The 17,749-nt window shown below is 53.1% G+C and carries 28 protein-coding genes and 1 tRNA gene; 6 read left to right on the top strand and 23 right to left on the bottom strand.

Annotated features, from left to right (window positions below; all coding sequences use genetic code 11):
- Positions 1-2: 2 nt before the first annotated feature.
- The 5 genes from AC2VNO_RS11870 to AC2VNO_RS11850 all read right to left on the bottom strand — a co-directional run bounded on the left by AC2VNO_RS11870 (position 3) and on the right by AC2VNO_RS11850 (position 2,212).
- Positions 3-356: a TusE/DsrC/DsvC family sulfur relay protein gene (locus tag AC2VNO_RS11870; RefSeq protein ID WP_486934314.1), complete on the bottom strand. Its 354-nt coding sequence runs from the start codon at positions 354-356 to the stop codon at positions 3-5.
- Positions 356-646 carry a sulfurtransferase complex subunit TusB gene (gene tusB, locus AC2VNO_RS11865; RefSeq protein WP_486934313.1) on the bottom strand — a complete coding sequence of 97 codons (291 nt, stop codon included), beginning with the start codon at positions 644-646 and terminating at the stop codon, positions 356-358. The genes AC2VNO_RS11870 and tusB overlap by 1 nt, the downstream gene beginning before the upstream one ends.
- A 28-nt stretch (positions 647-674) precedes the next feature.
- Complete coding sequence (gene tusC / locus AC2VNO_RS11860) at positions 675-1,052, bottom strand: sulfurtransferase complex subunit TusC (RefSeq protein WP_486934312.1); 378 nt, start codon at positions 1,050-1,052, stop codon at positions 675-677.
- 26 nt (positions 1,053-1,078) lie between these two features.
- Positions 1,079-1,471, bottom strand: a complete 393-nt coding sequence (gene tusD / locus AC2VNO_RS11855; protein ID WP_486934311.1) for a sulfurtransferase complex subunit TusD — start codon at positions 1,469-1,471, stop codon at positions 1,079-1,081.
- Positions 1,472-1,543: 72 nt separating this feature from the next.
- Positions 1,544-2,212 (bottom strand): Bax inhibitor-1/YccA family protein, encoded by a 669-nt coding sequence (locus tag AC2VNO_RS11850; RefSeq protein ID WP_228578792.1) that lies wholly within the window; start codon positions 2,210-2,212, stop codon positions 1,544-1,546.
- 329 nt (positions 2,213-2,541) lie between these two features.
- Here AC2VNO_RS11850 and AC2VNO_RS11845 point away from each other — a divergent pair.
- The 3 genes from AC2VNO_RS11845 (at position 2,542) to AC2VNO_RS11835 (ending at position 4,154) form a co-directional block, all read left to right on the top strand.
- Positions 2,542-2,631, top strand: a tRNA-Ser gene (locus AC2VNO_RS11845).
- Between the two features lie 716 nt (positions 2,632-3,347).
- Positions 3,348-3,965, top strand: a complete 618-nt coding sequence (locus AC2VNO_RS11840; RefSeq protein WP_486934310.1) for a replication/maintenance protein RepL — start codon at positions 3,348-3,350, stop codon at positions 3,963-3,965.
- A 9-nt stretch (positions 3,966-3,974) separates the two neighbouring features.
- A complete protein-coding gene (locus AC2VNO_RS11835; RefSeq protein ID WP_081135697.1) occupies positions 3,975-4,154 on the top strand; it encodes a hypothetical protein in 180 nt (59 codons plus the stop codon).
- Positions 4,155-4,162: 8 nt separating this feature from the next.
- On the opposite strand, the gene AC2VNO_RS11830 is transcribed toward AC2VNO_RS11835, so the two are convergent.
- Together AC2VNO_RS11830 and AC2VNO_RS11825 are read right to left on the bottom strand one after the other, a co-directional pair.
- Entirely contained in the window at positions 4,163-5,449 is a 1,287-nt protein-coding gene (locus tag AC2VNO_RS11830; RefSeq protein ID WP_486934309.1) for a relaxase family protein, read from the bottom strand.
- A complete protein-coding gene (locus AC2VNO_RS11825) occupies positions 5,439-5,825 on the bottom strand; it encodes a plasmid mobilization protein (protein WP_486934308.1) in 387 nt (128 codons plus the stop codon). The genes AC2VNO_RS11830 and AC2VNO_RS11825 overlap by 11 nt, the downstream gene beginning before the upstream one ends.
- Before the next feature lie 227 nt (positions 5,826-6,052).
- Here AC2VNO_RS11825 and AC2VNO_RS11820 point away from each other — a divergent pair, with 227 nt between their 5' ends.
- The gene (locus AC2VNO_RS11820) at positions 6,053-6,394 is read left to right on the top strand and encodes a hypothetical protein (RefSeq protein ID WP_139790019.1); all 342 of its coding nucleotides are present in this window, start codon (positions 6,053-6,055) and stop codon (positions 6,392-6,394) included.
- A 13-nt stretch (positions 6,395-6,407) separates the two neighbouring features.
- Entirely contained in the window at positions 6,408-6,722 is a 315-nt protein-coding gene (locus tag AC2VNO_RS11815; RefSeq protein WP_081135690.1) for a hypothetical protein, read from the top strand.
- Positions 6,723-6,750: 28 nt separating this feature from the next.
- Here the strand turns inward: AC2VNO_RS11815 and AC2VNO_RS11810 are convergent, their stop codons facing one another.
- The gene (locus tag AC2VNO_RS11810; protein ID WP_081135687.1) at positions 6,751-8,259 is read right to left on the bottom strand and encodes a tyrosine-type recombinase/integrase; all 1,509 of its coding nucleotides are present in this window, start codon (positions 8,257-8,259) and stop codon (positions 6,751-6,753) included.
- Between the two features lie 260 nt (positions 8,260-8,519).
- Here AC2VNO_RS11810 and AC2VNO_RS11805 point away from each other — a divergent pair, with 260 nt between their 5' ends.
- Positions 8,520-8,828, top strand: a complete 309-nt coding sequence (locus AC2VNO_RS11805; RefSeq protein WP_486934307.1) for a helix-turn-helix transcriptional regulator — start codon at positions 8,520-8,522, stop codon at positions 8,826-8,828.
- A 122-nt stretch (positions 8,829-8,950) separates the two neighbouring features.
- Here the strand turns inward: AC2VNO_RS11805 and AC2VNO_RS11800 are convergent, their stop codons facing one another.
- The 15 genes from AC2VNO_RS11800 to AC2VNO_RS11730 all read right to left on the bottom strand — a co-directional run bounded on the left by AC2VNO_RS11800 (position 8,951) and on the right by AC2VNO_RS11730 (position 17,251).
- On the bottom strand, positions 8,951-9,238 hold the full coding sequence (locus AC2VNO_RS11800; RefSeq protein ID WP_486934306.1) for a helix-turn-helix domain-containing protein: 288 nt from the start codon (positions 9,236-9,238) through the stop codon (positions 8,951-8,953).
- A gap of 10 nt (positions 9,239-9,248) precedes the next feature.
- A complete protein-coding gene (locus AC2VNO_RS11795) occupies positions 9,249-9,446 on the bottom strand; it encodes a hypothetical protein (protein ID WP_486934305.1) in 198 nt (65 codons plus the stop codon).
- Positions 9,447-9,691: 245 nt separating this feature from the next.
- Complete coding sequence (locus AC2VNO_RS11790; protein WP_486934304.1) at positions 9,692-10,573, bottom strand: hypothetical protein; 882 nt, start codon at positions 10,571-10,573, stop codon at positions 9,692-9,694.
- Between the two features lie 194 nt (positions 10,574-10,767).
- Complete coding sequence (locus AC2VNO_RS11785) at positions 10,768-10,929, bottom strand: hypothetical protein (RefSeq protein ID WP_486934303.1); 162 nt, start codon at positions 10,927-10,929, stop codon at positions 10,768-10,770.
- Complete coding sequence (locus tag AC2VNO_RS11780) at positions 10,926-11,408, bottom strand: hypothetical protein (protein ID WP_486934302.1); 483 nt, start codon at positions 11,406-11,408, stop codon at positions 10,926-10,928. Before AC2VNO_RS11780 ends, AC2VNO_RS11785 begins: the two co-directional genes overlap by 4 nt.
- Positions 11,405-11,992 carry a hypothetical protein gene (locus tag AC2VNO_RS11775; RefSeq protein WP_486934301.1) on the bottom strand — a complete coding sequence of 196 codons (588 nt, stop codon included), beginning with the start codon at positions 11,990-11,992 and terminating at the stop codon, positions 11,405-11,407. Before AC2VNO_RS11775 ends, AC2VNO_RS11780 begins: the two co-directional genes overlap by 4 nt.
- A gap of 15 nt (positions 11,993-12,007) precedes the next feature.
- A complete protein-coding gene (locus AC2VNO_RS11770; RefSeq protein WP_486934300.1) occupies positions 12,008-12,184 on the bottom strand; it encodes a hypothetical protein in 177 nt (58 codons plus the stop codon).
- Positions 12,174-12,494, bottom strand: a complete 321-nt coding sequence (locus tag AC2VNO_RS11765) for a hypothetical protein (protein ID WP_486934299.1) — start codon at positions 12,492-12,494, stop codon at positions 12,174-12,176. The genes AC2VNO_RS11770 and AC2VNO_RS11765 overlap by 11 nt, the downstream gene beginning before the upstream one ends.
- Positions 12,491-12,967 carry a hypothetical protein gene (locus tag AC2VNO_RS11760; protein WP_486934298.1) on the bottom strand — a complete coding sequence of 159 codons (477 nt, stop codon included), beginning with the start codon at positions 12,965-12,967 and terminating at the stop codon, positions 12,491-12,493. Before AC2VNO_RS11760 ends, AC2VNO_RS11765 begins: the two co-directional genes overlap by 4 nt.
- Positions 12,964-13,176 carry a hypothetical protein gene (locus AC2VNO_RS11755; protein WP_486934297.1) on the bottom strand — a complete coding sequence of 71 codons (213 nt, stop codon included), beginning with the start codon at positions 13,174-13,176 and terminating at the stop codon, positions 12,964-12,966. The genes AC2VNO_RS11760 and AC2VNO_RS11755 overlap by 4 nt, the downstream gene beginning before the upstream one ends.
- Entirely contained in the window at positions 13,163-13,576 is a 414-nt protein-coding gene (locus AC2VNO_RS11750) for a DUF5681 domain-containing protein (RefSeq protein ID WP_486934296.1), read from the bottom strand. Before AC2VNO_RS11750 ends, AC2VNO_RS11755 begins: the two co-directional genes overlap by 14 nt.
- Positions 13,573-14,517: a baseplate hub protein gene (locus AC2VNO_RS11745; protein WP_486934295.1), complete on the bottom strand. Its 945-nt coding sequence runs from the start codon at positions 14,515-14,517 to the stop codon at positions 13,573-13,575. Before AC2VNO_RS11745 ends, AC2VNO_RS11750 begins: the two co-directional genes overlap by 4 nt.
- Entirely contained in the window at positions 14,514-15,962 is a 1,449-nt protein-coding gene (locus AC2VNO_RS11740) for a hypothetical protein (protein ID WP_486934294.1), read from the bottom strand. Before AC2VNO_RS11740 ends, AC2VNO_RS11745 begins: the two co-directional genes overlap by 4 nt.
- Positions 15,955-16,137, bottom strand: a complete 183-nt coding sequence (locus AC2VNO_RS11735) for a hypothetical protein (protein ID WP_486934293.1) — start codon at positions 16,135-16,137, stop codon at positions 15,955-15,957. Before AC2VNO_RS11735 ends, AC2VNO_RS11740 begins: the two co-directional genes overlap by 8 nt.
- 475 nt (positions 16,138-16,612) lie before the next feature.
- On the bottom strand, positions 16,613-17,251 hold the full coding sequence (locus tag AC2VNO_RS11730; protein ID WP_486934292.1) for a hypothetical protein: 639 nt from the start codon (positions 17,249-17,251) through the stop codon (positions 16,613-16,615).
- Positions 17,252-17,749 lie beyond the last annotated feature (498 nt).

The following is a 17,749-nucleotide window of genomic DNA, read 5'->3' as shown; positions in this document are numbered from 1 at the left end:
CTTCACAGACAATTGGCGGGCTTTGGCAGGCCCGCCAGGCGCGCCGCCACCTTGGCGGGACTGTCGGGAAAAAGGCGCATCAGATGCAACGAGCGCCCCTTCTCCGATCCCAATCTCTGCCCCACCGCCTTGACCAGCGGACGCATGGCCGGCGAGGCCTGATAGCGAGCATAGAAGTCGCGAAGCACCTCGATCACTTCCCAATGCTCTTCACCCAGCTCCCGGCCCTCTTCAGCAGCCAGGGCCTCGGCCACGCCCGGCGTCCAGTCGGAGAGCTCAATGAGATAGCCTTCGGGATCCAGAGCGATACGCCTGTCGCCGATGCTCATGTAACGCGCAATTTCGGCAGAAGCCATCAGAACCAGCTCACCGTCTTGTCTGCCTCTTCGGTAAGAGTCACGAAGCCATCCACATCGACGACCTGAACAGAGGCATCGCATTGACCGTCGAGACCGCGGGCGACCAGGTCTTCGCGCAGGGCGAAAAGACGGCCACCCACCTGCTGGAAATGGCGCACCTGAGACGTCAGCGCCCCGAGCACGCCATCCTCGATCAGCAACAGCCGGTCGGTACTTCCCATGGCCGCGAGAGCCTCGCGGTACACCAGGCTCGTACTGGGCGGTCGGTTGAGAATATGCAGTATCATGAGCACTCTCGCAGTGGTATCGAAGCCTTCAGAACGTCAGTATCTGCCGATGTCCGGCCATCAGCTCGGCAATCGCCTCGGCCTCGAGCCCAGCGGCGGCAAGCATGAGGTCTTGCTGGGCGAGCCCGAATTCCGCGAGGGCGTCGTTGGCCACGAACAGCGACTCGATATCGTACATGGCCAGCATGTCCATGGTTGCCGCCGTACCCTTCTGTCCCAACGGACCGGCCTGCTGCCCCTTGGCCAGAGCCAGGACTCCATTGGCCATGAACAACAGCGTCACCGACTGACCGAAGGCGGCAGCCACCAGCGCCGCGTCGAGTCCCTCACGCAACCAGCTGCTGCCGTGAGGCGAATGGCGCAGGATGACCAGCAGGTCGCCTTCTACAGGGACAGGTGTCGTCATCGCTCGCTCTCCTCCAGATGCAACGATCATGGCGCAAAAGTCACGAGGCGGTCGACCTCCTGCCCCAGGTCGATCAGCTGGCCGAGGCCGGTGAGCTCGAATGGCGGCTCCACGCAGTGACCGGACTTGCCATGCCGGTCGGCCTCGCGGGCATCGAGCATCCCCCGCCGCAGGGCTGCGGCAATGCAAACCTGCAACTGCGTGCCGTGCTCGGCATTCAGCGCGCACCAGGCATCGTAAAGGTGTGGCTCGTCCTGAGGCGGCGCGGCGAGGCGTGCCGCATTGAAGACACCATCATGATAGAAGAAGACACGCTCGAGGCGGTGCCCCCGAGCCAGCAGCGCCGAGGCGAAGCGCAGGGCGGAGTGGGCGGCCTGGCTACTGTAGGGCGCCCCGTTGACGAGTAGACCATAGCGCATGTAACGGTTCCTGCTATGCAAACGCACAGGCCCCGCATGAGCGGGGCCTGGCGATACCCTCGTGTTCGGTTATCAGTCGTTGCTCATGATACCAAGCAGTGCCAGAAGACTGACGAACAGGTTGTAGATTGAGACATACAGCGTGATGGTGGCAAGAATGTAGTTGGTCTCGCCGGCGCGATGAACGATCTCGCTGGTTTGATACAGGATGGCGGCCGAGGCGAACAGCACGAAGCCGGCCGACACCATCAGCATCAGCGCCGGGATCTGGAAGATCAGTCCCGCGACCATGGCAAGGATCAGCACAATGGCGCCTGCCATCAGGAAGTTGCCCAGGAAGCTGAAGTCCTTCTTGGTTACCAGTGCCACAGCAGAGAGACCGATGAAGGTCAGGCCGGTCATGGCCAGAGCGTTCATGATCAGTGCGGCGCCGTTGGGCAGAGCCAGATAGGCACTGAGAATAGGCCCGAGAGTGAAGCCCATGAATCCGGTGAAGGCAAACGTCGCCAGCAGACCGGTAGCCGAGTTGGCAGTCTTGTGGACCAGGAACATCAAGCCGTACGCGCCGATGAAGAACACGAAGATGTTCATCCGTTCGACGCCCATGGCCATGGCGGCACCCGCCGTCACGGCGGAGAACAGCAGGGTCATCGCCAGCAGCGCATAAGTATTGCGCAGTACCTTGTTGGCACTGACGGCTTGGGTCGAATGCTGGGCCACATGTGTATCGTGATAGGCCATTGATCCAGAGCTCCCTGTAGTTGATCTTGGTTGATCTCAGCAGTGGACCAAGGATGCCGTCGGTTGGTTCCCGACGCAAGTCCTTAGTTCTGCAAGGCTCAACGAAGCTTCATCGCGACATTGCCGGTTGCTTCCGGCCGACCGGCCTCTAGCCGGGCTAGCGCAACGCACCGTTCGGTTCCAGTTGCTCCCCTGCCACCCCCGCGAAGAAAGCGTGAAAACTTTCGACATTTGGGGCTGCAACGTTGCGGGTCGCGATTACCCGGCAGGTACCTCGCCGTTACCCTTGACCTTATGCGCATAACTGGTAATATTCGCCCCCGTGAGCCGGAGGGATGGCAGAGCGGTTGAATGCACCGGTCTTGAAAACCGGCGTAGGTGAGAGCCTACCCAGGGTTCGAATCCCTGTCCCTCCGCCAGATCTGAAAAAGCCCCGCAAATCAACAGGTTGCGGGGCTTTTTCTTTTTCGATTTGTCCCAACCTTTTGTCCCAAAATCTCCCCCGTCTAAAAGCGGTTCTGAGCCGTTTCCTAACCCAACCCTGCCCGCTTCTTCCATACCTTCACACACAAAACCGCTCAGGCGAGCTTCTGGAGGCTTCTAGCCGAAGCCCGGCTTGGTCGCTACCACCACGAAACCGGAAGGCTAACGATAGAGAAAGCCAATTCCTCCTTACTCAATAGCCCCAACCGAAGGGCGGGAGGTGAGTGAGCGAAGCGAACGAGAGCCCGATAGGGCGGTAGGGTCGAAAACAAAGAGATGCCCGCGAGAGCGGGCTTGGTGTGGTTTTCAATAAAAAAAATGGCTCATAAAAGACTATATAAATAGGTCGTTTTTGAAAAAAGTCATTCTTTGAGCACTTCTATAGGAAATATGAAAATCAAGGCTTGAAAGACTTTCAAGTTCTCTTGAAAGATTTACAGGATAATCACAGCATAGAAGACCATATAAATAGGTCGTTTTTAAAAAAAGTCATTCTTCAAGCATTTTTGCGGGACATATGAAAATCATTACTTGAAAGACTTTCAATATATCTTGAAAGTCTTTCAATATAAACCTTTTTGTGTTATAATAAAAAAGCACTCCTGCAAGAGTGCTTTTAACTTTAATCTGAGTAAAAAGGAGATCCTTTTATATGGACAATTATAACACAGAACTAGAAAATAACAATAGTGAAGATGAAAGCAACAATAAAATAGGTGGTTTTTACCGTGGCTTTTTTCTTCACGGACAGAACAAGGGGAGTTACACTATGGGATTAGAACAATATGAGACAAAAATCAGAAAAAGAATACTTCAACTAAAATCTGAAAAGAAAAGCACAGAAGACGATAAGCAAAAAAACAGAATTGAAAAAGAGATTTTGTTTTTAAAAACAAAGCTCATCAACAATACTGATAATGCAGTTTATAACTACTTAACAAATAGGGTAAGCAAGCATAATGTAGTTAATATGAATAGAGTTAAAAAAACACAAAAAGCAATAGCTGAAGAGTTGGGGCTTGATGCAACAGTGGTTTCAAAGTCTTTCAAAAAACTAAAGGAATTACATATAATAGACTTTAAAAAATCTGGTTCAGCTTTTGAAAGAATTGAAATTTCTCCTCGCATTTTGTGGAAGAAGGATGTTAATTTCCACAGAAAAGTGATTGGGGAATTAGACAACTTTGGCGGGAATGCTAATTTTAGAAAAGACCCGTTTGATGTTGATTCAGACTATTTGAAGCCACCTGAAAAAAAGAAAGCAGCATAGGAGGGCGATATGGAAAATATGCTTTGCGATTTATTCAGTGGAAATCCAAGCGATACCGCCAAAGTCATAGAGGGCGGTATAGTGCTGAAGGTGGAAGGTAATGGCTTCGTGTATTACAACAAGCAAGCCATTCTTGAAAGCAAAAATGAGTTATTGAAAGCGGAAATACTTAACATAAGGGGCGAATAATGCCCCTTTTACATTGAAAAGCCTTTGTCGTTTTTTAGGCTTTTCTTCTTGGCCTTTATTTTAAGCGAGTCGTTAATCTCTCTAATTAGTTCAACAAATAGGTTGAATGGGTTAGATGTGCTTCTAAACTTCTCGACATTTCGTTCAAATCTTTTGAAACTGCCATTTTGAAGTCGTTCAGCTTGTTCTCGTAAAGCATTGTGGCTTTCGAGAAAAGCTCGTTCGTTTCTGTCAATTCTTGACTCAATGCTTGATTCTCTTCTTCTAGTTTCTTCATTCTCGCTTCTTGATTCATTATGAAGTTTGAAATCATTTCTTTGATGTGCTGTTCCATAGCCATTCTCCTTGTTATATTTGCTTATAAGGTATTTTCTTTTTTCATCCATTTTCTCTTCGTATATTTCTTTTTGTTTGTTTATTTTTTCAAGTCGCTCTTCTTCGTATCTTCTCATGAGTTCATTTCTGTAATCTTCGCTTGAAAAGTGCTTGTAGTCCGCTCCCTCTTCGAAGATAGCCCCTGCAAGTCTTGCAGGTTTGCCAGTTTCGGGATTTATAACTGAAATAGACTTCTTTGTGGCTCTTGAAACTTTATATTCTGTCGTGTTTAGCGAGTCGATAAGTTCGTCCCTGTTTTTGTAAAATCCGTCTTCAACAAGTTGGGAAATATATTCAGTCAAAGCCTTTTTGAAATGCCTTCTGCTACTCTCTGGGCTGGCTCCATCAACTGGCTTGTATTCATTAAAAAACTCAGGTGTTGATGCCCTTTTCTTGTCTGGGGTCCCAGGGTCGCTTAAATCATACTCGTGGTTGATTATGTTTTTAAAAGCATTGACTCGCTGTAGGTCGTCTTTATGAAAATAAGGATTTAATCGCTTTCCGCTTCTAAGTTCTTCTTTTGCAAATATGAAGTTTAATTCAATATTGCTTTTGTCTTCATGAAGAATCCAAACACCGCAATACTGGTCCTTGTCGAGACCTGGGAAAAGGGTTTCTTCAAATCTTTCCATTATATCTTTAAGTATTTTATCTACTGCTTGATTACTTCCGTGCTTCTCAACTAGCTGTTCTCTCGTTTCCTCGAAATACAAGCCACCGCTCGTATACTGACCGGCTCTATTGCCAAAACCCACAATCTGCTCGAATTCATCGGGCGAACCAGCTAGCAGAAGGGGCTTAAAAGCTCGCTCACGGCCTTTATGGTCTTTGTTGCCTAGCAGATAGCCTGTGGCACCTTTCGCCGCCCTGAGCGGGTTTTTAGGGACACCTCGCTTTTGTTTTCTAAACTTAACTATCATTTGACACTTCCTTGTGTTGCTGTTGCTCCTTGAGTTTTTCTGTTTCTGCTCTTATGCCGTGAAGAACATCAATCAATTCCAATACGTTAATAGCATCTCCAGCTTTAGCTGTGCTATTAACTTGTTTGGCAATTTGATTTAAGTTGTTGCCGATTCTTGCTATACCCCTTATTAAAGCAGGGTCCGCTCTTTGAGTTTTTCGACCACCCTTATGTGATTTTGAAACAGTTAAGGCTGACTCCCTAAAAATGTCAGCCATAGGTTTACCGTATAGGTAAGCCAGTTCTTTAATTTTTTTATACTCAATATCATTCACACGAACCTTCATTTCAATGGTTCGCTTTAGTTGGTTTTTGTTTTTATCAATAACGTCCATGTCATTTCTCCTTTATTATTTTTTTGGTTTTGGGGGATTGAAGGGGGCTTGCCCCCTCACCAGCAGTGTAGTCCCCGGAGGGGACGGAGCGGTGTGCTGGCTTAAAACCACTCACCAATAACTACATTATAACATACAACTTAATTATAAGCCTGTTAAGTATCTCTCAGTGGACTTGAGGTTTGGTCAATGGTATATTTACTAATCAAAACTGGAGGGTGTGGCCAATGTCAGATAACAAAAGAGTGGGCTTGATAATAATTATTGTTTCAGGTTTTTCGATTTTTGCTTGGTTGCTTCTTTCTTCAAATTATTATCCTGACATTGGATTGTTAGCTAGCCTTTATTATGGTATGGACTTGCTTTCGATTAACTTTGATCGCCCTTTTTTCCATGAAACTTTTCTATGCGACACTTCAAGCTTTCGCCCTGACTGTTTTTCTTTAATCGTAAAAGCAAAGTATATGATACTTCTCTCGCTTTGTTGTATGTGCTATGGGGCTCTCGTCTATAAGGGCCTAGTAAAATACCCTAAGTTCTCAAAAGATAATGCGGAAAATAAAAAATAACCGAGTCAATATTATGAATACAACCACTTTGCAGAAAAACATAAATAAATTAGCCGTTCCCACCCAAGAGTGCCTAGCTAAAAAAATCGACATCCCTGGCATAGACCAACGTTATATAAGCTATGTGGTCTGTGGCCAGAAAAGCTTTTCTAATAAAATTACGAGGGAGATAGAAAAGAGATTGCTCATCCCTGCCGGCTGGCTTGACCGCTACCTGTTTAATTACAAAACCATACCACTGTTAAATAAATACAGAAGCCTTGATGAAAAATCACGATTACTATTTGACGAGCTTTCTCTTCATATGATTGAAAATGAAAAAAGTTAAAAGCCGACCAGATTATACAATGGGCGAGTTATAGGTTTGGTAGAGTTTCTATTGCATCCCGCTTTTGTTTGGCACTCGCCCCTTCGCTATATATATCAAATGTGACAGTGCCCGTTTCGTGACCAACTATTGATGCAATAACAAGGGGCTTAACGTCGTTATGCTGTAATGACGTGATGACAGTTTTTCGGATACTGTGAAATACATAGCGAGTATCATAGCCAAGGTCTCGCTTGATTCGTCCAAATGCCTTACTGATTGAGTCCGAGCGGATGCCGTATTGATTACCCCCAGAGCTATGGATTAAATAACCACCATCGTCGGCATTTTTAACTAACTGATCAATCAGCGATTTAAGGCTTGGATGGATTGGAATTTTTCTGATGCTCGCATCTGTCTTGCCTTCCTCAATATACAGGCTTAAAACCCCATTTTCAGCCACAATATGGTTTTTTGTTAGCCTACATATTTCTTCGATACGACAACCTGTTAAACCGGCGATTTTTATAGCATAAGCGACCTGATGCTTTCGCTTCGATATAGCGAACTCATACAATTTCTTGACCTCTTCAGTTTTGAAGGCTAGTCGTTTCTCTTCCTTCTTTTTGCCTTTCTTCTTATCATTTGGCAACTCGTGCCCTAAGAACGGGTTGTCTCTTGTGTCATATCGACTTTTATAGTCTTTGTCGTATTTTGAAGCCCACTTGTGAAAGCTTGAGCCAGCATGGATGTGGTTTTTCTTTGTGCTTGTGCTTACATTCAAGCTGTCTAAAAACTGCTGGTAGCTTTCAAATGATAATTCAATCCCTTCTTTTTCAAGATAATTTTTAAGCACTTTCAGTTTGGATCTAAAAGTGTCAACAGTTTTTTGAGCCAGCCCTTTAATTTCGACTTGATGTTTAGCGAAAGCATCGAGCCGTTGCGAAGTGAAAGGGGATTTCGGCTTAAAGTCTTCAGGATTGTTTATTGTGCTGATTAACTCGTCAGCCTGCTTTTCACTGAATCCCTTATCTTTGAAGCCCCAGTGGTTAATGAGGTTGCGGATATCTTGGCTGATCTGCTGATATTCAAGCACAAGCTCAGCACTAGCCCGCTCATTTTCAGGGAAGCGGTTTTCTATATCATCTAGCTTATCATTCCACTTTTTAAGACCATCCGCATCATTTTCAAAAATATATACAAGATGTTTTTTATTCAGCTCGTTGTTGTTTTTGACAATTTTCTTGTTAAAGTCGATCTTGCCATAAATGTGATTCATAAGAATATCTTGATATATTCTTCTCAGCCCCAGACCTGCCGAGTGATACGAATACAACTCATTATCAAGAATGTCTTGCTCAACACCTCGTCTGGCTTGGCGGACCCGTGCCTTCCACTCACTCAGGACAGGTAGCTTTCTGATGTGTGCTTCTACTTTGTTTCCAGTCTTGAGCGATTTCGTTAGCTTCCTACGATTTCCAAATGCATGTCGCACATCAGCAGGCAGTTCGAGGCGAACATGCCAAGTGGAACCTTTCAAAACCAGATTGTCAGCCATGCGATTCCCGCTAATTTGTCCCAAAGATTTGTCCCAAAATAGCAGAAATCCGCTGTATGTCAAGGATTTCAAAGGCTTGGGTGGCGAATCGGATAGTCCCTGTCCCTCCGCCACTCACCCTTATTTTTCAGTAACTTAGCAGCGCTTAGCTAAGCTACCCAACGAACCGCCCATCGATCCGGAAACGGTATAGATGAGGCGGTTTTTTTGGCTGTGACCAGCAATACTCTTCCTCTACCCCACCAGCTCGTGGTCATAGCATGACGGATTCTGACGATTACAGCGGCCTCTCCGAGGGACACCAGGCCATCATTCGCCTACTGGCACGCCAGGCTGTCGAGGCCTACCTACAGGGCCGCACAGAGCAGCGCCCGCTGAAGTTCCTACGAACAAAAGACGTCTGCGAGAAGATCGCCTGCTCAAGATCACGGCTTTATGAGCTGCTTGACCAGGACGACACCTTTCCACGGCCCCGCAAGGACGGCGACACTCGCCAGGCGCCCATCTACTGGGTGGAACATGAGGTCGAGGAGTGGATGCTCAGGCGAATGGAAGGGTGGCCAAATTGACCACCCCTGGCGGCATGCCGAGTGCAATCAGGATGGCATGGTTGAGAGTTGATAGCTTTTACTCCCATTGAGGGAAAGGGGGGGAACCAAATCGGTTTGGCCTTGGCTACCAAGAACCCGCCTCAATTCCTGTCCCGGCGCTTCTTCTCAAGCAGCTGGGCGATGTCTGCGGCAGTGATCTTTCGCTGCGACTCACTCCACCGATCATTGCCGTGCACCTGCACAGCGTGGGATCTGATGACCGACTCTCGCCGGCATTTGGCGATGTAGGCTTCAACAGCCGCGCGCTCGAACCTGACATTGCCACCCAGCTCGACATAACCGATCTCGCTCTTGATGGCGTAGACCTTGCGAGGGCTGATGGCCAGCAGCTCAGCGACATCCTTTGCAGTCATCAGCCGATCGGTCATGGCAGGTATCTCACCTCTCGCCGAATGTGGCCCGGTGCTGGTCGAGCAGCTCCACTGTTGCCTCAGCGTGGGCCAGCAGCTGGATGCCGGCCACCAGCCGCTCACGAATGCGACCGATCGCTTCAGGATCCTCGTGGAAGGCTTGCTGCAGCTCTTGGTTGTCCACGAACTCCCCCAAGTTCTCTTCCAGCAGCCGCTTAGCTTCCACCAGGGCCGTCTCCATCCGTTGGCAGGCTGGGTATTCGGGGCCTGAGCCCATGTTTCTCTGGCACTCTTCAGAGAGTGTGTGGGTCAGCCTGGCGAGGGAAGTGAATCGTTCCAAACTGAAAATAACGCTCGCCTGCATCGGCCATGACCAGACTGAAGGCCAGCGTACATACGACGAACAAGAACGCCTTCATTCGGTGTCCATAGGCGGGTTAAATCGCCCACTCAGGCCGTAACATTGAACCATCATTCACCAGTTTCTTTCTCATACTTTTTTATAGTCAACTCTCTGAGTCTGCGTAGTTCCATGGACTTTACCTCTGTTGAATGCTTTATATTGACAGAGAATTTTGAGCCATCAGAGTTTATGTCGATGTCACGAACCCCTCGAAGCCCAGTTATCGTATCGACAAAATATTTTGCCTGCTCCAAGTCGTCAAACTCTTCGGTGTGAATAAGCGTAATCTTTGAATGGTTGCTTGAACTTAAAAAAGAGCTTACCTTATTATTAAGGAACTCCTGACGAAACATGAACTCCTTAATTTCTCGAAGCTCTTTTATAAGGAACTCCTGCGGTGTTACTTCCGTGTTATTAATCTTGGCTACTGTGAAATCGCCAAAGTGCTTCAAGAAAGGTGAGTAATCACGATCATCGATTGACTTTTGATAGGTTGCAATGATTTTGCTGGCAAGCTGTGCCTTGAATTCCACTATGCTAGGGTGGCGAAGGCTTCTTGGGTATTCTAGGTGCTCGATCGGCGAAGTGTCGAAGGAATAAGCGGTCATGTCATCTTTTATTATAATAGTGGGCTTGTCGAAAGCCAGCCTTAAACCCAGTTCGAACATTACGTTCGGGTTCTTTCCGCTGACATCACAAACTACAACAGGGTTCTCGTACAGGTTTTTTACTATTCGCCGCTGTATAACTCCCACGTCCGCCGACAAACTTACAAGATCGCCCTCAAACCCTGCCAAGGAAACAGAGTCTTTGACTATGTTTAGAACTTCCTGCCAGTGGCTTTCACCACATCCATCTATTTCGGATATTGGCATGACAATGCCGCATTTCTCTTTTTGCTCTTCAGTCGAGTTGACCTCATTGTCGCTCTGTTTGGTTGCTTTACTCATATCCCCCCCACGCGATTTTATTTCCAATGGGGGAATCATAAGGGAGGTGAGAGCGTTTCGCCATGTCCAGTCTTCTAGACTTCTTTGGTAAAGATACCCGCCACCGCCAGGAGACTGCCGTGAGGCCGGAGACGCGCGGGCTGTCGGGGTTTTGGATAGGGCACTCGCCGACTGATCCCCCTGACCCTGCCGGATCAACTGCAGATCTTTTGCATCCTGGCAGCGTGACGCTTCAAGGCTTCGCTGGGCTCACGTCTGTCGTTCGGGTGACGGCGGCCTTGGTGGAGCTGCCGCTGGCGTGCTTGCTGGCGGGTAATGGCGGCAGCCTGCACCTCACGCACTCGTCCGTGGCTCATGATTTCCACTCCATCGGTTTCCCGAAGGCGTCGATGCGTTGCGCCTTGGCCATATCCAGCCGGGCGCCTTCGACACGCCCCCGGTCCATCGTGGGCACCTGGCTGTGACGGCGCTTCATGAATGCCTCGTAGGCGGAGTCACGTGCCGCCTGAGCCTTCTCGGTCTTGTCGGTCTTGTCGGTCTTGTCGGTCTCAGGTTCGTCGTCGGTTTCTTCCTCGCCTAGCTCGCGCAGTTGATTGCGCAGCTCTCCCATTCGCCGCTTGATGGCGGAAGCCTCATCCTCTCCCTGGAAGCGTTCGACAGACTGCTCTCCAGTCCCCACCTCTTGGATCTGGCGCTTCGTGGCATCGGCCAGGGCTTCGCCTGGCTTAGGCTCAAGCGGGTGCTCGTCGGTAGTTCTGCCATAGCGACGGTCCTTGTACGCCTGGTAGATCTCGTCCCGGGTCGCTTGGACCTTGGCATCATAGGTACTGGTCATGCTGCCTGCTCCTTCTGTGCGTCCACGATCTCCCCGGGATGGCCCTGGTAGTCGTTGATATTCGAGATCCGCTCAAGTCGGCTGAGCTGGTTATGGAAGGCCGGGCTACCCGATAGGACGCGGCGAATTGCAAGGCTGCGGGGCGCGCCCATGATGGGGCACGTGGTACCGGCTTCCTTTGCGATATGCACTGCCTGAGCGGTGAGGTTGCTGGCCTGGCTGACCAAGTCGGCGAAGGCGTCGATCTCGGCCGGCAGGCGCTCGAGGATCTCCAGCATGAACGCGGCGTGCTTGCCCGCCGCCTGCATCAGCACGGCGTGCTCAGCCTTGAGGCGCTCCAGTTCGGGCTGTGCCGCGCGCTTCTTGGCTTCCGGCAGTACCTTCATCAGGGCGCTGCGCTCGGCCCGCAGGCGCTTCAAGCGGCGCTCGTCGTCGGCCTGCTGCTGCTCGATGGCGTCCAGGTCGTCGCCGTCGAGGACGGCCTGTGTCATCAGGGCCTCGTGGTCGATGTCGGCCAGGCGGCTCTCTTCGGCTTCGATCTCGGCAATACGGGTTTCGATCTCGGCAGGTGTCTGGTTCTTCACGGTTAGTACCTCGTTTCAGTGGTGGCCCTGGCTGGGCCGGTTGGTGGGGTACAGGTGGGCTACACGCTGCTCCCGTTCTTCGTTGTCCAGGCTGTAGAAGTGGCCAAGCCCCTGGCCCATCTCTGAGATATTTCGGGAGGCCTCTCGAGCAGCTTCGAGCAGCTCCAGGCGCTTGATCAGGTCACGTCTCATCGTGGCGGTCCTCTTCGTCGACCCTCTTGGCGGCCAGGCTCCACGGCGCCGGCTCGAGATCGAGATCCTCCAGGCCAGGAATGCCGCCGCGGCACTCATAGGCCATCAGGTAGGTCGCTCGCTTCACCGCGTCAGGCAGGTGCGGGTTGTCGCTGTCGTAGCGGCTCCAAGTCAGGCGCTCGGCGCCGTAGGCGAACAAGGCTATGAAGGCTTGGGCCTCATCACCGGTGAGCTCTGCTTTCTGGTCGGCCAGGGCAGCCCCTCGAGCCTTCTCCAGCGCTTCCAGGCGGCGCTTCAGGTCGGCTCTCATTCCACGTCCCTCGGGTTGCGAATCTCCCAGGTGATCGCCTGGCGGAGCCTGCCGGTATCAATCAGCGGCTTGCTTGAGCCCTTGCGCTTCACTGTTTTCGGGTCGTTGGCAGGGGAGATGCCGGCGCTGATGGCTTCCTGGCTGATCGAGGCGGCTTTTGCGCCCACTTGGTCCAGAGCCTGCAGCAGGGTCAGCTCACCGCGGGCGACCTTCGACATCAGCTGCCTGAAGACCATTGCCAGGTCTTTCCGCTTGGCCAGCAGCGGCTCCCGCAGGAAGCTTCGCTCGGGAATGTGCTTGCCGCCGAACTCATGGATGGCCCCGATCTGCACCAGGGGCGTGCCGTCCTCGCTGTTGCCCGCGTCCCGGGGGATACCGACATAGACGCGGTGCTTCTCGGTCAGGCGCTCCTGCAGCTGGCGAATCTTGCGGCTGAAGCCTTGTCCGCCACGAATACGGGAAGTGACTCTCACGAGGGCGCCCTCACGGTTGCGGCCGGCAGGCGGAGCACATCGGCAAAGCGCCGGGCTCTCGTCTGCAGGGCCTCGGGGCACTGTCCGCAAAGCGTGGCCATCACCTGGTTACCAGTTACCACCTCGAGGCGGTGGGGTTTGGTAATGGCGAGGGCGGTACCGAGGTAGCGGTGTTGGTCGGCGTGGAGCCGGGCCTTATGGTTGGGCATCGCGTTTTCCCTCCAGTAGTTCCAGGCGGCGACGGATCTCGTCTTGCTCCACCACCTTCACTAGGCTGCCGATCGCATCGATCAGAGCCTTGCCCTGGTCCGGTGGCAGCTCGCCGGCAGCAACCGAGGCGAGCACGCTCTGTGCCTGCTCAGTCAGGCTGTCGCCCTTGAGCTCGAAGCTGACAGGCTCAGAAGCGGGCTTGATGGCCGGCACCAGCCGCTCCAGTACGATGCGGGCCGCCTGCATGTCGCCTTCGGCCGCTGCTTCCAGCACTTTCTTGGCCACCTTCTCGGCGCTCCCGGCGAGGAGCCGGCGCAGCTCGTCGGCTTCGCGGGGCCGCCCCCCAGGGTTACCGGTGGCTCCCTTCTGGAATCTTCCCTTGGCGTCCCGCTTGCTCATGCGGCACCCCCTTGTCGTTCGGGCATCCGAGGCCGGAAGCAGACGATGGTGGTGGCCCAGTTGTCGCCGTGGTAGTCGCCGGTATGAATCACGGCGTGAGCGTCGTAGCGCCCGATGCCGATGGTTCCCTGGTAGCGAACCACCCGGCTGGCGAAGGCCAGGTCGCCGGTGGCGTTTTCAATGACCACCTCGTCCAGTGGGCGAACATTCGGGGCCATGAGCACGCGGACATCGAGGCCGCGCTCATGGATGACAGGCGAGCCAACCATGCCCGTCTCGGCGCTGAATCGATGCTCGACGTCGCGGGTTGCGCCGTTGATGGCGGCGATGATCCGACCGTCCTCAACGTGCCAGGTAAAGCCGTAGGTGAAAGCCATCTGGTTCAGCAGCAGCTTGGGCGGCATGCTGATGGTGCGACCGCCCATTGTCTTGGGCAGTCCGTCGAAGTCGCCGACGAACTCTACCGGCAGGCCCATGGAATCAGCGGCAGCCTGGATGAGCTCCTTCTGCGGCGTGCCGACGCCGAAAGCTCGATTGAGGAAGGCACTGTCGAATTCGCGGCCAGTGGTCGTGCATAGCAGGGTGATGTAGTTGTCTGGGCCTTCCTTGCCGATCCCGACGTTGTAGATCGTGCCGGCGAAGATCAGGCCATGGCGGGAGCGGTACCCAGCGTAAAGCCTCACCTTGTCGTAGCGGGTGTAAGCCTTCATGCGGCTGGCGTAGCCCAGTCCATAGACCGTAATCTCAGCTACTGCATAGTTGCTGGAGATGGTATTGGCCACGCGAAAGCGGATCTGTGCCGGGCCGCTGGCCACGCCGCCACCGAATCGCCCCGGGTCAAAGCCGTCGATGGTCAGCGTCTCGCCCTCGTCGCCGATCTCGAGGCGGTAGACTCTGCCGAACAGCTGCCCGCCGGTATCGAGCTCTTCCATGAAGCTCATGCCGAACCCTCGGGCCAGGTGAAGCTGCGCGCGGCCGTTCTCGCGTGCTGGCTCAGCCGGCGATCTACGGCGGCTGCCACGGCCTCAGGGTCAGTCGCTCCGTTAATGTGGAAGGTGACGCTGCCCTGGTACTGCTCGGGGAAGTGGTGCTCCAGCTGCCGGCGGTTGCCTTCACGCAGCTCCGTCCGATTGCCCTGCGGGAACAGCTCGGCGGATGAAGGCTGGTAGTAGAGCTCCTCGGGCGTAAGGTCGCCGCCGATACCACCCGGGATCTCGTTACGCAGCATCTGCTGGATAGTATCGAGGGTCTCGGGGTGAACGTCGGGTATCCAGGTATCGGCACCCAGGTCGATGCCGGACCGGGAGAGGTCGGACCACGGCAGACGTGCTGCTGGCGAGGGTCGAGAGGCAGGGCTGCTATCATCGCCGCCGATATCGCCCCCGCCCACTAGGACATCAAGCGCCGACATCTGGGTGGGGCGCGCCCCAAGGATCAAGCGCAATTGATTCAGCCACTCGACATCCTCGGGGCGAAGCTGAGGCATGCTCGGCAGGGACTGGAGAGCGTCTCGCAATGACATAGGGCCTTCTGCACCCCTGACCTCAATGCCATCCAGCATCTGGCCGAGATACTCTGAAAGCCACTCTCGCGCCTGCTCGCCGTACTTGGCGCCCAGGCCTTCCGGCCCCTGTGTCATCAGCGTAATGATGTCGTCACTGTTGTTCATCAGGAAGGCGCGGAACTGCTGAGAGGCAGCGGTAAGGTTGGGCAGTATCTCGGTGCTGATCTCGTTGGTGAAGCGCCCCATCAGGCGAGTCATTCGAGCCATCTCGTCCAGAAATTCTTGGCTGACGGTTACCATCTCGCCAGTGATCTGAGAGAGCTCGCGGGCTTCCTGGCGGTATGCCCGGATAGCGTCGGCGCCGGCGGTGAACAGCGAATGCTCGGCAATCGATCCCAGACCCAAGGCTCCGAGCGCTCCGCGGCGAGCGTCGTCTTCCATTCGTGCCGTTTCATCAGCGATCCGCTCGATTAGGTCAGCAACGTCCCGGGCCTCAGTGATGGCGGCGGGGTCCAGCCCCCAGAAGGCCGCATCGTCCAGACCGGGGATATCACCCTTCGTTACGCCATCCATCAGCTCGTTCATCTGCTGGATGATGCCGAAGGCGTCCCGGGCACGACCGCCGCTGCGCTGAGCCGCAAACCCCAGCTCATCGACAAGCTGGATGCTGACGCCCATCTGGTCGGCGAAGCGGGCCATCTCATCTTTGCTCTGAGCAAAGCCAAAGGTGAGCTGCTGCAGGCTCAGGCCGCCACCCAGCGCGGCACCGAACTGCAGGGCAGAGGAGCGCAAGCTGTTGAACAGCCCCTCGGCCTCTCGGAAAGCCTTGGCATCGCTCTCGAGACCCAGCTCGACCATGAGCTCCTGAATCTTCTCACCCATTACTCGACCCCCTCAGCGAAAGTTGCTCGGCGTTGTGCAATTGGAGAAGCCAGCCGGCGGCGTTCACGTCCCCTTGTTCAGCGCGATCTTGCAGCAGGCGCATATAGCCCTTGATCTGTCGCTGGGTCGGCTTCACCTGCTTTCCCCTGAGCCGTTTCTCCTGGTCAGATTTCATAGCGGTAACCTCCGATCACGAACCCCCGGCTGTTTGCTTCTCGGCCACCAAACCGGCGCCCCTGAAGGAATCCAGATATCCGTTCGGCTCTCTCTTCAACCTGAGCTGCGACCCGCCTCGCCTTCTGGATGTCGTGAGCTGCGGCAACTCGATAGCGGGACACTTCCTCTCTGAGCCGCTCAAGCTCACGCCTGGTTGCGCAATCCTGCTCCCAAGTAGGCAAGTCATTGCGGGCTAACAGGTCCAAAGCTTGCTCGATCATTGCAAGGGTCTCGGCACTGGATTTGGTTACAGACTACCGAGATAAGGGCTAATTAGCGTCTTTTTTGATGGGTAGATAGAAGGATTGGCATAGCCAATATGGGATGAGACCTTATGATACAAAGGATATGGGCGGATTATGCGTCCGCCACATAAGGTGGGCACGCAAAAAACCCGCCATGAAGGCGGGTTAGGGGATATGGCAATGGATCCGCTATTCAGCCGGCGTCTGCTGCTCAGTTTCGGCCGGCTGCTGCTGTGTAGGCGTATTGGTGGTAGCCGGTGCCGCTTGAGGCACTTCGATTCTCTGCTCGATGCGGTTCACGCTGTCGCGCAGCCAAGCGCTCTGATCACCTATCCAGCTGACCGCAACAGCCATTACCAAGCCCACAGCAGCGAGAACGCCGGCGACAGTGCCGATAGCTACATGAGTGGAATGGCGGCGAGTAGCTTCCGATTCCTTCGCCAGCTCGGCTCGAGCTTCCTTGAAATCTGTGTGAAGCTGCTCAGTAACCCGTTCAAACCGGCTTTCAGCTTGCTCCTGGAACCGCTGTATAGCTTCCATACGGGCATCGAGCTTGCTCTCGATCCCGGCTAGGCGTGCGTCGATGTAGCGGTCCTGGGTACTGCTCATGCTGATGGTCTCGGTTTCGCTTGTAGGATTGGGCACCTTCTTCATATTCACGGTGCTGCCATTGACCTCTACTTGCATACCGTCAATATACGCGACATCGACATGGCTCGATACCATAGCGATGCCCAAAGGCCTACCAGCATGGTCAACCAAGCTGAGCTCATGGCCTATGAAGCTATGGCCTTGCGGCTCGGCTGGCTTACTCTTCGTTATTGCCATGCTGCGTCTTCCAGGTCGTTATCCGATCGGCAAGAAAATGCATAATGTGACCGCATTTGACACATGAGACAGTGATCACTGGAACTGTGTACTGGGCAGCGGGTGCTGCCGACCTATGCACTAGCAATTCCTTTATGGCTGGATGGGTTGTGTCAGGCACGGGCATGGTGCTCTCACCTTCACCATTTTCTTCGAATGCCATAGCCGGAAAGGGTGTGAGATCTGAGCCACAGACGGAACAGCTTGGGTCAACCTGGCTGTCATTAAAAAAATCCACAACATCCTGATATGTAATCTCTTTTAGGCGCTCTGACAAGCTTTGCCTTTTCCTCTCCGACACCTTTCCTCCTGCCGCTTATCACAAGAAGTTACCAAACCCTTTGCAAGTCGAGTTTACACTGTAGCGTGCGTTGCGTCGTTGGCTTTGGGTCAACAAGTTGTGTGATGATGGCTGCTGCCAAGAAAAGCCCTTCGCAAGAGCTCCTGTTTTTCGCCTGT

It is taken from the genome of Halomonas sp. TH-94 (genome assembly GCF_057473365.1).
This window is presented reverse-complemented; position numbering and strand designations above follow the sequence as displayed.